The sequence below is a fragment of the Phytohabitans maris genome (genome assembly GCF_031085175.1).
Classification (GTDB): Bacteria; Actinomycetota; Actinomycetes; order Mycobacteriales; family Micromonosporaceae; genus Phytohabitans; species Phytohabitans maris.
The window spans coordinates 119,361-132,447 of record NZ_JAVHUY010000016.1 but is presented as its reverse complement, the minus strand read 5'-3'; the positions used below and the strand labels follow the sequence as shown (position 1 = coordinate 132,447).

Sequence of the window (13,087 nt, the reverse complement as noted above, 5' to 3'; positions counted from 1 at the left end):
TCGGCTCGAATGCGAAGCCTCGCACGCGAAGCCGCCTCGTACGCGGAAAACCCTACGGCACGCCCGCGCGCTCGACGGTCGCGACGATCTCGACCGTGCCGCCCGGCCCGGGGCGCACCGCCACGATGGTGTACTCCGCGTCCCGGGGCAGGACAAGCTCGCGCTGCTCGGGGTAGACGCTGTTGGTGCCCATCCACATCGCCGGGTTGCCCCGCGGCACGTCCAGCACGAGGCGGAACGGGTGGCTGGTGCCGGAGAACGCGGCGGAGGCGCCGAGCGACGTCGACATGTACCCGTTGGCCTCCTGGGTCGTGCCGACCAGCCGGCGCCGGATCTCGTCCACGGTCAGCGGCTGGCTTCGGTCGTCGAGCCACCGGCCGCTCGCGTCCTGCCGGAAGTTCATCGGGTTGCCGACCGGGTCGCGCATGAAGTTGATCTCCTGGAGGCCGCGGAGGGCCTGCACGCCGTGCCGCAACGGGGTTACCCGCATGGCCTCGTCGATGAGCGCCATCCGGGCGCGGATGTCGGCCTCGGTCGGGAAGCGCCCGCCGAACGAGCGGATCAGCATGCCGCGTACGCCGTCGTCGCTGACGATCCGCCGCAGGACCGCCGGCTGCCGCGACGGCGGCTCGCTGAGCACCTGGTCGACGAGCCAGCGTTCGAGCGTGCCCGGTGGGGCGTTGCGCGGGGCCCGGGCGTAGACGTCCGAGAGCGTCGGCACCCGGCCGCCGAAGAGGGCACGCACCGCGTCGGCGGTGCCCGCGTCGTCCCACCACCGCTGCAACAGATCCTGCGCCTGGTCGGTCCGGGCGATCATGTTGTACGGCCACGAGTGCCGGGTGTACTCCCGGATGGCCATCTGCTGGTCCGGCGGGAGGCGGTGGAAGTCGTCGCCGAGCAGGTTTTCGCCGAACGCCTCGCCGGCCGCGTCGCTGTCGAACGTCCAGACGCCGTTCGCGTTGAGCTGCCCGTAGTTCGCCGGATCGGGCCCGGTGAGCGGCGGGGCCGGCGGCGGCGCCGTGTGCCGTCCCGGCGGCGGCGCCGTGTGCCGTCCCGGCGGCGGCGCCGTGTGCCGTCCCGGCGGCGGCGCCGTGTGCCGTCCCGGCGGCGGCGCCGTGTGCCGTCCCGCCGCCGTCGCCGTGTGCGGTGCCGGCGCCTCCCGGCCGAACGCGCGCAGGATCGCGCCGACCAGCCGCCGCACCACACCCTGCGGCCGGTGCTGGTCGAGCGCCCCTCGCATGTGGACGGTCTCGGTGATCTCGGGCGCCCAGGCCCGGGTGCGCTGCTCCGGCGCGGCCCGGTGGTTGGCCACGGTGGCGTGCGGGTCCCGCGGCGTGCCGGCGCGCGCGATCGGGCTCGCCGGGTGTGTCCGCCCGCTCGGCGCCGCCGGGCCGCCTACGCCGCGTACGCTCCCCGCTCCGGCCAGCTCGCCTCGCCGTGGAACAGGCGCGTCACCTACGACCCAGTCCCGCGCCGGGGACTCGTCTCGCGGCCGACGGGACGCACCAGTGCGGGCGTCGGGATCGAGGCCGAGGCGGACCGGGCTCTCGTCACCGGCCTTCAGCGGCCGCGGGTCGAGGCCGAAAAGGCGGCCGAGCCGGTCGAGCAGCCGCCGGCCGAAGCCCCGGGCGGCACGGTCGGCGGCGGTCCGCTGCTGGATCGCGTCCGCGATCTCGTTCGCCAGCACCTGGTTGAGGTGGTGCGGGGCGCCGCCGTCGATCCGGATGACGTGCGGGTCGCCCGGCGCCAGCCAGGCGGCCGCGTTCCTCACCTGATCGCGGGTGACCAGCTCGTGGGTGACTGGCTCGGTGGTTACGCCGTGGGCGGTGTCGGCTCGGGCCAGATCTGGCGCCCACTCAGGCGTCCCGCCCTCCTGGCCTCGCTGTAGTCCTCCATCACCATCGGAATGGGCAGGCTCGAATGCACCGTGACCACGCCCGTCCGGTCCACTATGTACGAACCGTGACCCACGTGCATCCCCTTGCTGAGCTGCTCCTCCGTCAGTGCCTGCTTCACCAGCCAGCCGAACTCGAACGGATACAGGGTCACCTCCGTGCCGCGCCCGACCAGGCTCTGGATCAGCTCCCGTGCCTGTTCCTCCGTCAGCTGCGGTTCCTGTGACATTCGGCGTTCCCTCGCTGGTGGTTGGTGCCGGGCTGCCGGCCAGATGGTCCGCCCGGATGTGCCAGAGCGTGTCGGTCGCGGCCATGAACCCGGCCGGCGGCGAGTTCCAGGTGCGCCCGCTCTGCGGGTCCCACCAGACCGGGCCGCTCGCGCCCCGCGGGTACACGATGACGAAGGCGTGCGCGTCCTCGCGCACGACATGGCCGTTGGCGTCGATGCGGGGCTGGCCGGTCGCAGGGTCGACGGAGAGCCAGTCGGCGACGACGAGCGCGGAGGCGCCGGGGCCGGCCGCCGCGATCTGGGCGTGCAGGTCGGCGTACTGGCCGGCCACTGCGGCCGCACGCCCGATGGGGTCGCCGGGCATGCCGGCCGGTGGTCCGGTCCAGGTGTCGCCGAGCCACGCCTGCGCGCGCCGCAGGCCGTCGGCCTCGCCGGAACGGTGGTCCGGGCTGCCGTCGGGGTTGACGTCCGCCCAGCGCGGCGCGGCGACCTGGGGCTCGCCGTAGAAGGTGGAAAGGGCCGCCAGCGAGCCGTCGAGGCAGTTGTTGGACCGGCCGGGGACCGTGGGACCGCCGTCGTTGACCAGCTGGCCGTACGGATGGGTGGACGGGTCGGCGAGCGTCGCGTACCCCCAGCCGGTGTCCAGCACCCGCTGGAGATCGGCCTGGTACCGCGGGCTCTCGATCGGTGCCAGGTTGGTCGGGCCGACCAGGCGGGTGGTGTCCAGCGGCGGCACACCCGGCGCCAGCCCGGCGGGATCCCGCGGGCCTAGGGCCGCTGGGTCGGCCGCTGGAACGTCACCGACGGGCCCTCGCCGATCGCCTGCAGCTCCTCCTCGGTCGGCAGCTCCGCTCCCAGGCTCTCCCGGGCCGTCCGCTCCGCCGCCGCCCGGTCCACGATCTCGAACCGGTCGATCCAGTCCGGGCTCGCCGTGACCCAGTTCAGCGAGGCCGACGCCGGCATCCAGGTCTTGTGGCGGTGGCTCCAACCCATGACCACGAGCGGCCGGTCCGGCGCCGACCGCCCCTCCGCCAGCAGGCCCACCGGTGGTTCCACCCGGTCCGCCCGGCGGTACAGCGCGTAGTACGTGAACGATGCGGTCATCGATCTTGCCTTCCTGCACCAGGCGCGGGTCGGCCGGGAAGTCTTCCGGACCGAGCCCGTACGCCCGTACCTCGTCCGCGAACGTCCGACCCCGGTCGGCGAGCCAGGACCGGTAGTCGGCCCAGAGCTCCCGCCTGGACGATGTCCATTTCGCGAAGCTCGTGTCCTTGGCCGAGGTCGGATCCGTCCCGCCGGGGAGCCGGCCGGCCAGCCCGGCGTCCCGGTTGACCTTCAGCGTCTCCAGGAACGCGCGCACCCGTTCGTGCGACGGGTAGCCCTCGTCGGTGACCGGGTCGGGCCCGTCCAGCCGCACCTTCTCGTACGCGCCGTCGGTCAGCTTCCCCGCGTCCCAGGACGCCTGCGTGGGGAACCGCACCTCGATCGGGTGCCCGTCCGGCGTGTACAGCGTGACCTCGCGGCCGTAGAACCGGTTGCCCGGCCGCCAGAAGCTCTTGTCGTCGGCGGGGTCGTACCGATAGTGGTACGGCGCCTGCCGCAACCGGTCCAGCGCCGCCCGCACGACGTCGTCGTAGGCGGGGCCGTCCGGGGCTCGCAGCGAAAACCGCGCCAGGTCGTTGGCCTGGTCCAGGAACGTGTCGACGCCGGCGATGTCGCCCTCGATGACGCACCTGCGCGCCAGTGACGGCAGCTCCTTGACGTCGTACGTGCCGTCGCCCATGACCTCGACGTCGACGGTGTCGAAGTCGCGGCGCAGCGCGTCCGCCACCTCGGTGAGGTCGGCGCGCATCCGCGCGGCCACCGGCTCGGCGGCGGCGAGGGCGTCCCGCAGGGCGGCCGTCTCGGCGGGGTCGAGCGCGTCGAGGTACGCCTGCTCGACCGAGTGCGTGTCGGGGACTACCGCGGGGGCGTCGTCGGCTCGGGCCAGATCTGCCGGCCGGTCAGCCGCCCCTCCCGCCTCGCCTCGCTGTACTGCGCCGTCAGGATCCGGGTCGACAGGCTGGACTGGGCCGTCACCGTCCCGTTCAGGTCGATGATGTAGCTCCCCTGACCCACCTGCATCCCCCGGCCGCGCTCCTCGTCCGTCAGGACCGCTCTCGCCAGCCAGCCGCTCTCGAACCGGTACAGGGTCACCTCCCGGCCCGCCCCGATCAGCCGGGTGATCAGTTCCCGGGCCTCGTCCTCCGTGATCTCCGGTTCCTGTTGCGTCATCGGGCGTTCCCTCGGTGTTGGTGGTGGTCGCGGGCGGTGACGGCGGGGTGGTGGTCGTGGCCGGCGTGGCCGGCGCCGGCGGTGCGGCCAGGCCGTCGCCGCGCATCGACCACAGCGTGTGCGTGTCGGCCATGTAGTGCGTCGGCGGTGACGTCCAGGTCTGGCCGTGCTGCGGGTCCCACCAGACCGGCCCGCTCGCGCCCCGCGGGTAGACGACGACGAACGCGTGGGACGAGGGCGAGGCGGCGACGTCGCCGTTCGCGTCGGTGCGGACCTGGCCGGTCGCCTGGTCGAAGTCGAGCCAGTCCACGACGACCAGGGCCGAGGAGCCCGGGCCGGCCGCCGCGATCTGGGCATGCAGATCGGCGTACTGGCCAGCCACCGCCGTGGCCCGGGCGGTCGGGTCGCCGGGCAGCGGGCTGGACGGGCCGTTCCAGGTGCCGCCGAGCCAGTTGACCGCGCGGCCGATCCCGTTCGACTCGCCGCGGAGGTCGGTCGAGCCGTCCGGCCAGCGCGGCGCGGAGACCTGCGGGTCGCCGTAGAAGCTGGAGAGGGCGGCCAGCGAGGTGTCGAGGCAGTTGTTGCCCCGGCCCGGCATCGTCGGTCCGCCGTCGTTGACCAGCCGGCCGTACGGGTGGGTGGACGGGTCGGCGCCCACCTGGTAGCCGGCGCCGGTGTCCAGGGACTGCGCGAGGTCGGCCTGGTACCGCGGATCCTCGATCGGCGCGAGGTGGTCCGGGCCGGTGGTGCGCGTCGTGTCGAGCGGCGGGACGCCCGGCGCCAGCGCGCCGGGGTCGGCCAGCGGGCCTAGCTGCCCGCCGGACCCCACTTCCGGGTGTACTCCTCCTCCGCCCGGTCCCCGATCGCCTGCAGCTCCTCCTCGGTCGGCAGCTCCGCTCCCAGGACCTGCCGGGCGGTCCGCTCCGCCGTCGCCCGTTCGACTGCCCGGAGCCGGTCCTCGTAGTCCGGGTTGATCTGGATCGCGCCCAGGGAGGCCTCCGCCTCCGTCCAGGTCTCGTCCTGGTAGTCCCACCCCACCACCCGGTTGGGCAGAGCCGGGACCGTCTGTCCCTCCGCCAGCAGGCCCACCGGTGTGGTCCGGTCCCGGCGGTAGAGAACGTAGTAGGTGAAGCGTTCGCTCATCGAGCTTGTCCTTCTCCGGCACGGTCGGGTCGGCCGGGACCAGCTTCGGGTCGACCGGTGTGGGGGCGTCCGGGCTGGGGGGTGCCGGCGTGGATTCCGGCGCCCGCGCCCCCGAAGGCGTCCGCGGTCCGACCCCGGCGGGCGTCGGCTCCGGGGAGGCATGCGGCGAGGCGGGCGGCGAGGCGGGCGTCGGCTCTGGGGACGCGGGCACCGGCGAGCCTGGCGTCGGAGTGCCCGGTGTGGGCGAGCGCGGCGCGGACCCGGGCGGCGGCGAACCGGGGGTCGGGGTGAGCGGCGGGGTCATCGTGCCCGCGCGCAGTTCGCCGAGCCGCGTGGCGATGTCGGCCCGGCTCATCGGGACGCGGTTGCCGCTGCTGTCGACGTTCGTGAAGTTTTGCGCCAGGAACCCTTGCAGCCGCTTGCCGTAGTCGTCGAGGCTGTCCGGGTCGGTGGCCAGCGCGTGCCGCACCATGTCGGGCGTCAGCAGCGGGGCTTGGCCGTCGGGGCCGTTCGTATCCACAGGCGGGCCGAGCATCTCACCCACGCCCCGCGCGTAGTCGGCGGTAACCTGCTGCTCGATCCGCTTGCGCCAGTGGTACCACTTGGGCTCTTCCCCCGCACCGTCGCCGGCGGGTTGCCCGTCGTCCGGGCGGCCCGCGCCGTCGGAGCGACTCTGGGCAGCATCGGACCGACTCTGGGCACCATCGGCGCGGCCCTGCGCGCCGTCCGAGCGACCCAGCGCGCCGTCCGAGCGCCCGATCGAGGAGGTGTCGGGCGGAGTGACGGCCGTGCCGTCACGGCCGCCATCGGGCGGAGCCGTGCCATCGGGCTCGGCACCGTCCGAAGTGGAGCTGTCTGGCGTGGAGCCGTCTGAGGCCATGGAGCTGTCGGCCGCCGGGGTGGGGGTGGCGGACGACTGCCCACCCTCGCCGCTCGCGGTCTGCGTCGTGCCGTCCCCCGTGGTCGGCGCCGGCGTCCCACCGCCGGGCGTGACGGTACGTCCAGCGTCAGGCGTCCCGGCGTCCGGCGTCGCCCTCCTCCCGCCGTCCGCCGAGGAAGGCGCGCCGGCGTCACGCGACGCCGGCGTGCCACCATCCGGCAAGGCAGGCGAACCACCATCCAGCCTCGCGGGCGTCCCGCTGTCCGGAGAGCGCGTCCCATTGTCCGGGGATGACGTCCCGCCGTCCGGAGAGGGCGGAGCCCCACCATCCGGCGGGGAAGGCGTGCCGGCATCCGGCGGAGCCGGCGTCCCACCGTCCGGGGTTGCGGACGCCCCATCACCAGGGGACGCCGGGTCGGGAGTCGCCGGCACCTGCGTGCCGGTCTGGGGAGTCCCCTCCGCGTTCGTTGACGACGAGCCGCCCGAGCGCTGCCCACCCGACGAGGAAGACCCACCAGAGGACGAAGAAGAAGACCCACCCCGCCCAGAGCCGGACGAAGAACCGGACGAAGAAGACGAAGAACCGGACGAAGGACTGGAAGAGGAACCAGACGAAGCGCCGGAAGACGAACTCGAAGACGAGCCCTGAGAGCCCGTCTGCCCCGCCAGACCAGTCGGGCTCGGCAATCCCGTCTGGCCGGCCAGATCAGCCTGGTTGCCGCCGAAGAGGTTGCCCACGCCCTGGTGGAGCGCCGGCGTCACCACGTTCGGCCGGTGGCGCCCGCCTGGCTCGCTCAGGATCTCGCCGAGGAGCGCGGCCGGGGTGACCGAGTCCCAGACGTCGTCCAGGGTCATTCCACTGTAGACGCCGTTGCGCTGGGCCCAGTCGGTCAGGCCCAGCTGGTCGATCAGCCGGTCCCGGCCGATCTGGAGGAAGTTGTCGCCGACCTGGCCGAGGCCGAACGCCGCGGCCTCGGTGACCCGGCTGTGGATGCCGAACATCAGCGGGCCGCCGATCGAGCCCGCGATGAAGCTGTCGACGAGCTCCATGCCGAACCGGCCGGCCCAGCCCTCGGTGAACGGGTCGTGTCCCTCCAGGGCCTGGATCAGCATGATCCCGCCCTTCATTGCGCCCATGAAGCCGGCGTACGCGAGGCCGCCGCGCAGCGCCGCCGCTCCGACGCCGCGGACTCCACTCTGGACGAAACGCCGGATGCCCGCCTTGACGGTCTCCTGCCACAGCTTGCGCAGCAGCTCCCGGGCGATGGTGTAGATGGTCGCGCGGCCGGCCGCGATCGCGGCCGCACCCGCGGCGGCGCCGATGCCGGTCCAGATCGTGATGATCGCCTGGATCAGCGCGATCACCATCATCACGAGCGTGATGACGGCCATCCACTTCATGCTCTCGATCTCGAGCGCCTTGCCGTGTACGAGTTGCTGCATCGAGCCGAGCGCCTCGCCCAGGCTCGCGGTCTCGTCCAGGTAGCCCTGGATGCTCTGCTGGACGGCCTGGGCGGCACCGTCGCCCTGCCACACCGAGAGGTCGCGGATGTAGTCGCGGATCTCCTCCAGGTGCGAGGCGTAGAGCTCGGCGGCTGACTGGTACGAGTCGGCGAGGTCGAAGAGGCGGTCGTGGCGGGCTTCCGGCCACTGCGCGATCATTTCGAGGAAGTCGCCGAGGACCGGGATCCACTCGTTGATCTGGATGAAGCACTGCCGCACCGACTCCAGGGCGGCATCGGCGGCGTCTTCCGCGACGTTACCGCTCACCTGGCCCCTCCCCCCGGCCGGCTCAGCCCACCCGGTACGGGCGCTCGACGCCACGGGCCGGGTAGCGGCGGTCCCAGTCCACTCGCCCCGCCCCCTCCACCGTCACGCCGGCACGCGCGCCCGGAGTACGCCCGGGCCGGTCGGTGGTGCCGAGCGCGGCGGCCACCGACCAGTGCGGTGGCCACCGACGTTCACCGGGTAAGCCGGCAAAGGTCAGTGGCCACCGCACTAGACGTTTGTCTGGTTGATCTTGGTGCGGCTTTCGGCGTCGACGCCCTGGTACTCGGTCATGGCCAGGACCGTCTTGTCGGCGGGCCTGATCAGGCCCTCGCCGGCGCGGTCGAGCCCGCTGCCCCACGGGCGCTCGGCGTTGACCGCGTTGATGTCGGCGAGGATGCCCCGCGCCTGCCCCTGGAAGGAGGTCCCGATCGCGCGCAGGATCGCGCCGGTGCCGCTCACCTCGTTGGGGTCGTCCTGGATGTCAAGGTAGGACCCCATGGCCGTCCTCCTCGTTCTTCTTCAGCGCCTTTGGCAGATCGGCGTCGTGACTTTCCATCAATACGTCGAAATCAGTTTTTCCGATCAGACCAAGTCCACGATCCTTGGGCATGACCTTGTCAACGATTTCCTTCGTCTGCTTGTTGGCGTCTTCGACCGCCGCGCGCACGGTCGACATGATCGACGCGGCCAGCGCTTTGGAGTTTGGCGTGCGGTAGACGCGGGGGTCGATCTCCAGCTCGATGAGCTGCCCGCGCGGGCCGACCACCGCCTTGACCAGCCGGTCGTCGGACCACGCCGTGCCGGTGATCTCCATGATCTGCTGCCGCGTCTGCGCCGCGTTTTCGATGGTCTGCTGGAGGTCGTCAATCACGCCGCGAATTGCCGACCATTGCGGTCGCTCCATGCCTCCCACCTCCCCCTATGCCCATCGGGCCTGCTCCGACAATAGATGATCCTCGCATAGATCGGGTATCAGCCCTCACCGCGCAGCGCCCCACCGATACCGTTCGGCGGCAGGTGGATCGGCGGTGGTTCGCGGCCGGTGAAGGGCGCGACCGGCGGTGGTGGCGGAGGCCCGTCGCCGAGGCGCCGCCGCACCAACTGCTCCGCGTACGCCACCAGGTGCCGCACCCGCTCCCCCGGCAGCGTGACGCCGATCGGCGAACCGGGGTTGACCGCGAGCCGGTACTCGTCGCCCGGCCACTGCCGCAGCACCGAGATGAAATCGATCGTCACCACCGGAACGTCCAGATCACGCCCGCCGAGACACTCCTCGTGGCGCTCGGCCGACGTGAAGACCGGCACCGCCAGCACGCCATCCATCTCCAGCGCCTGGGTCGGCACGATCACCTGGGCGGTGACCAGCACGTCGAGCAGCACCTCGGCGTCCGGGGCGACGAGCGCGTCGCGCAGCAGCCGCTCCACCTCGCCGGCCGGGGTGAAGCCGCGCATCGTCCGCTCGGTGGGCACGAGCTCGGGCACGTCTTCGGGCTTGACCAGAACCCCGATCGGGGTGACCGGGTTGACCGCCAGCCCCCACCCGTCGGGCGTACCGCAGACCACCTCGGTCAGGGTCGTCGCCCGCCAGCCGTCGGCCGGCACCGCCCGGTGCATCGCCTCCGGCGAGGTGAAGACCAGCAAGTACGGCACGCCGTCGCGCTCGCGGGTGAGCAGCCGCTGCCGGCCCGGCTGGGCCTCCGGCTCGTCCCGGTAGCCGGGCACCACGAGCGGCGCCACGGCGAGGATGCTCATTACCGCGTCGATGTCGCCGTCGCCGGTCGCCCGCTGGAGATCCCGTTCCACGTCGTTCGCCGGCGCCCAGCCGCCCGTCTCGTCGGTCACGAGCTCGCCTCGAACATCGTGGCGACCGGGTCGCTGCCGCCCTTGGCCGGCGGTTGCCAGGGCGCTTTCAGCCGCGCCGGCAGCCCGGCGCCGACCATCTCGTCGCGCACCTGGGCCACCTGGCCCACGGACCGCGCGGCCAGGTCGACCAGCGCCGCGGGCGGCCGCACCAGCCGGGTCCAGAGATCGTCGACGCTGTCCGCGCAGCGGTGCAGCAGGTGGGCGCGGATCTCCTCCGGCCCGTACGCCTCGCGGTCGCGCGGGTCGTCGTCGTCCAGGTACCAGATCGAGTCGAGGTCGTCGCCGGAGACCTTGACCGCCAGCAGGCCGCCCTGCACGTACCCGATCGGCAGGAAGTCGACGGTCAGCCGGTCGCGCACCCACTCGCCCACATAGGACAGGTCCTGGTGCCGGTCTTCCCGGGCGAGGCCGAAGAGCGGCTGGTCGGCCACGAGGCCGTAAGGCGGGAGCACCGCGGGCGCCGCCGGGCCGGCACCGTTCGTCTCGCCGACAAAGCGCCGGTACGCCGGCGGCAGCGGCCACCCGAGCGCGCTCTCCAGCAGGTCGAGCAGTTCACCGGGTACCTCCTCGCCGGCCGCCGGCCCCACGGGCAGCGGCTCCGGGTCGGCGCGCAACCCGCGACCGGTCGCCGGCAGCAGGCGCATCCCACCCGCGTGGCGGTAGGAGCCGTGCAGCTCGATCGGCACCAGCGCCAGCAGCCGGGCGGCGTCCGGCGTGCCCACGTGCGCCCAGCACCAGCCGGACGGCGTCGGCACCGCACCCTCCCGGCCACCGCCGACCGTGCCCGCCGCCGCGGTGACCGGCCACAGTGGATCGCCGTCCGGGTCGCCGGCCACCCGGGCCATCGCCGCGTTGGCCGCCAGCACGTCGAGGACCCGCTGCTCCTCCAGCGTCAGCGCCGGATCGGGCGGCGGCATCCGCACCACCGCGCGGGCGCAGAGCGGCCAGTCCGGAAAGCCGTACGGCGTCACGAGCACGCCCTGCCGGAAGCGCACCTGCAAGGTCGGCGAGCCCGGATGGATCACGCTCATCGCGAAGCGCGCCCCGGGCGCCAGTTCACCGTCCGCCGGACTCACCATCGCGCCTTCCCCGAATCAACCCTGCGGGGTATCCAGCAGCCCGCGCTGCCCCGGCACGGGGCTCAGACACCGGTCCCGGCGGAGGCAAGGCCACCGCCGGGACCCATCGGCGTCCGAGCCGGACGGGGTCAGAAGCCGGCAGAGATCGAGTTGTCGACTTCCTGCATCCGCTCCGAAGAAGCGCCCAGTGCCTGGCCGAGCCGGAGCAGCGCGCCCTTGATCTCGTCGGCGCCCTGGTTCCACTGCTGCTGGGCGGCGTCGCACGCCTGGCCCGCGGCGCCCTGCCAGTCGGCGGCGAAGAGCTTCTTGAAGTCGTTGTACAGGTCGCCGAGCTCGACGTCCATGTTGCCGGAGTAGGTGCCGATCGCGGTCGCCACGTCGGCGATGGCGCCGAAGTTGTAAGTGATTGGAAGGTCACCCATTGGATTTTCGCCTCTCGAACTAGGGGTGGACGTCAGCCGCGAAGGGCCGAGATGACGGCGCCGTCGCCGGTCGCACCGGCCGCGTTGCGGATGGTGGAGGCCGCGTCGTCGTCCTGCACACCGAACTTCGTCGAGGCGTCGCTGATCTTGCCGGACAGCTCGTCCAGCGCGTTCAGAATCTTCGTCAGGCCGTTGTTGAGGTCGGCCGACACGTTCTGCAACGCGGAGTTGGCCGAACCGCTCATGCCGCTGCCGCCGAGATCCGTCACCCGGTCGAGCAACTGCGCCATGCCCGTCGCCAAGCGCTCACGCACGTCCTGGCAGCGCGTAGCCATCTGGTTCAGCTGCGCCTGGGTCGCGTGCACATTGCCGACCCCTGGAGTTCCTGTCAAGGCAGACTCACCCCGCTCCTCTGTCGTGCCCCCCGCCCAGGGGAGCCTCCCCTTGGGACGCATGGATGCCCATACGCCGAATACTCGCGACCCGAAGGTAACGCCATTTGTCCACTCGGACCACCCCGGGGCCGACATGCGCCGGTTTTGCCGCCATTGATCCCAACCGTGATCAGAGCGTCCCTCACGTTGCCAGCCCGGACATGGGGATGACTCAACCAATACGAGGGACGCTCCGGTCCGGTTCAGGAAAAATCAGAGGACGAGCTCCCCACCTTCGTGGTCGATCCGGTCGGCTTCCTCGTCGTCGAGCCAGACGCCACCCGTGGCGAGGTAGCGGAAGCGGTAGCGGCCGGGCTCCAGCTTGACGGTGACGGTGCGGGTGCCGTCCTTGCGCGGCACCAGCTCGTGCCGGCCCGGCTCCCACTCGTTGAAGCAGCCGACCACGCTGACCGTACCGACAGGTGCGTCCTTCGGCAGGCAGAACGTCACCCGCGTCTTGGTACCGAAGAGTTTGTTTCTCTTGATCACCTTGCTCCTCCGAGGCACGAGATGTTGGGGCTCCATCGAGCTTTGCCCGAGCCCCGGCCGCCGGGTGGAAGCGACACACCGTCTTTTCCCGCTGACGTGCGAGGATCGCGGCATGGAGCTGCACGTCGCACCCTTCGCCGACCTCGACGCCCGCACGCTGTACGAGCTGCTCCGGCTCCGCGTCGACGTGTTCGTGGTGGAGCAGAAATGCGCCTACCCGGAGCTCGACGGGCGGGACACCGAGCCGGCGACCCGCCACGTGTGGCTTTCCCGCGACGGCGCGCCGGTGGCGTATCTGCGGATCCTCGGCGACCCCGGTGGCGTCGCGCGGATCGGCCGGGTCGTGGTGACCGCGGCCGAGCGCGGCACCGGTGCGGCCAGCCGCCTCATGGCCGCGGCCCTCGACGAGATCGGCGGGCGGCCGAGCGTGCTCGACGCGCAGGCACACCTGGTGCGCTTCTACGAGCGGTACGGCTACGCGGTCACCGGTGCGGAGTTTCTGGACGACGGCATCCCGCACGTGCCGATGGCACGTACCGCCACCCCGTGATCGAAGCTCCCTCCAGGTCGCTAGAACGACGTGAAGGGAGCTTCGATCACGGCCACCGG

The 13,087-nt window shown here is 72.5% G+C and carries 11 protein-coding genes and 3 pseudogenes; 1 reads left to right on the top strand and 13 read right to left on the bottom strand.

All coding sequences use genetic code 11. The features are described from left to right. Positions 1-52 precede the first annotated feature (52 nt). The 13 genes and pseudogenes from RB614_RS44615 to RB614_RS18700 form a co-directional block, all read right to left on the bottom strand. A pseudogene (locus RB614_RS44615) lies at positions 53-517 on the bottom strand (ADP-ribosyltransferase); the annotation flags it as partial. 1,295 nt (positions 518-1,812) lie between these two features. Further along, entirely contained in the window at positions 1,813-2,124 is a 312-nt protein-coding gene (locus RB614_RS44610) for a hypothetical protein (RefSeq protein ID WP_487379830.1), read from the bottom strand. A 127-nt stretch (positions 2,125-2,251) separates the two neighbouring features. Further along, positions 2,252-2,659: pseudogene (locus tag RB614_RS44605) on the bottom strand (toxin glutamine deamidase domain-containing protein); the annotation flags it as partial. A 1,424-nt stretch (positions 2,660-4,083) separates the two neighbouring features. Beyond that, positions 4,084-4,398, bottom strand: coding sequence for a hypothetical protein (locus RB614_RS44600; protein ID WP_487379829.1), 315 nt, complete (start codon positions 4,396-4,398; stop codon positions 4,084-4,086). Positions 4,399-4,573: 175 nt separating this feature from the next. Further along, positions 4,574-8,083 (bottom strand): annotated as a pseudogene (locus tag RB614_RS44595) (toxin glutamine deamidase domain-containing protein); the annotation flags it as partial. A gap of 130 nt (positions 8,084-8,213) precedes the next feature. Further along, positions 8,214-8,357 (bottom strand): hypothetical protein, encoded by a 144-nt coding sequence (locus tag RB614_RS18735; protein ID WP_308713825.1) that lies wholly within the window; start codon positions 8,355-8,357, stop codon positions 8,214-8,216. 62 nt (positions 8,358-8,419) lie between these two features. Further along, a complete protein-coding gene (locus tag RB614_RS18730; RefSeq protein WP_308713824.1) occupies positions 8,420-8,689 on the bottom strand; it encodes a hypothetical protein in 270 nt (89 codons plus the stop codon). After that, entirely contained in the window at positions 8,673-9,095 is a 423-nt protein-coding gene (locus RB614_RS18725; protein ID WP_308713822.1) for a YbaB/EbfC family nucleoid-associated protein, read from the bottom strand. Before RB614_RS18725 ends, RB614_RS18730 begins: the two co-directional genes overlap by 17 nt. Positions 9,096-9,163: 68 nt before the next feature. After that, positions 9,164-10,033 (bottom strand): SseB family protein, encoded by an 870-nt coding sequence (locus tag RB614_RS18720; protein WP_308713821.1) that lies wholly within the window; start codon positions 10,031-10,033, stop codon positions 9,164-9,166. After that, positions 10,030-11,133 (bottom strand): HNH endonuclease, encoded by a 1,104-nt coding sequence (locus RB614_RS18715; RefSeq protein WP_308713820.1) that lies wholly within the window; start codon positions 11,131-11,133, stop codon positions 10,030-10,032. Before RB614_RS18715 ends, RB614_RS18720 begins: the two co-directional genes overlap by 4 nt. Before the next feature lie 128 nt (positions 11,134-11,261). Then, positions 11,262-11,555, bottom strand: coding sequence for a WXG100 family type VII secretion target (locus RB614_RS18710; RefSeq protein WP_308713819.1), 294 nt, complete (start codon positions 11,553-11,555; stop codon positions 11,262-11,264). Between the two features lie 32 nt (positions 11,556-11,587). Next, entirely contained in the window at positions 11,588-11,920 is a 333-nt protein-coding gene (locus RB614_RS18705) for a WXG100 family type VII secretion target (protein ID WP_308713818.1), read from the bottom strand. A gap of 282 nt (positions 11,921-12,202) precedes the next feature. Beyond that, a complete protein-coding gene (locus RB614_RS18700) occupies positions 12,203-12,478 on the bottom strand; it encodes an isoamylase early set domain-containing protein (RefSeq protein WP_308713817.1) in 276 nt (91 codons plus the stop codon). 112 nt (positions 12,479-12,590) lie between these two features. Between RB614_RS18700 and RB614_RS18695 the strand changes: the two genes are divergently transcribed. Next, a complete protein-coding gene (locus tag RB614_RS18695; RefSeq protein ID WP_308713816.1) occupies positions 12,591-13,028 on the top strand; it encodes a GNAT family N-acetyltransferase in 438 nt (145 codons plus the stop codon). Positions 13,029-13,087: the final 59 nt, after the last annotated feature.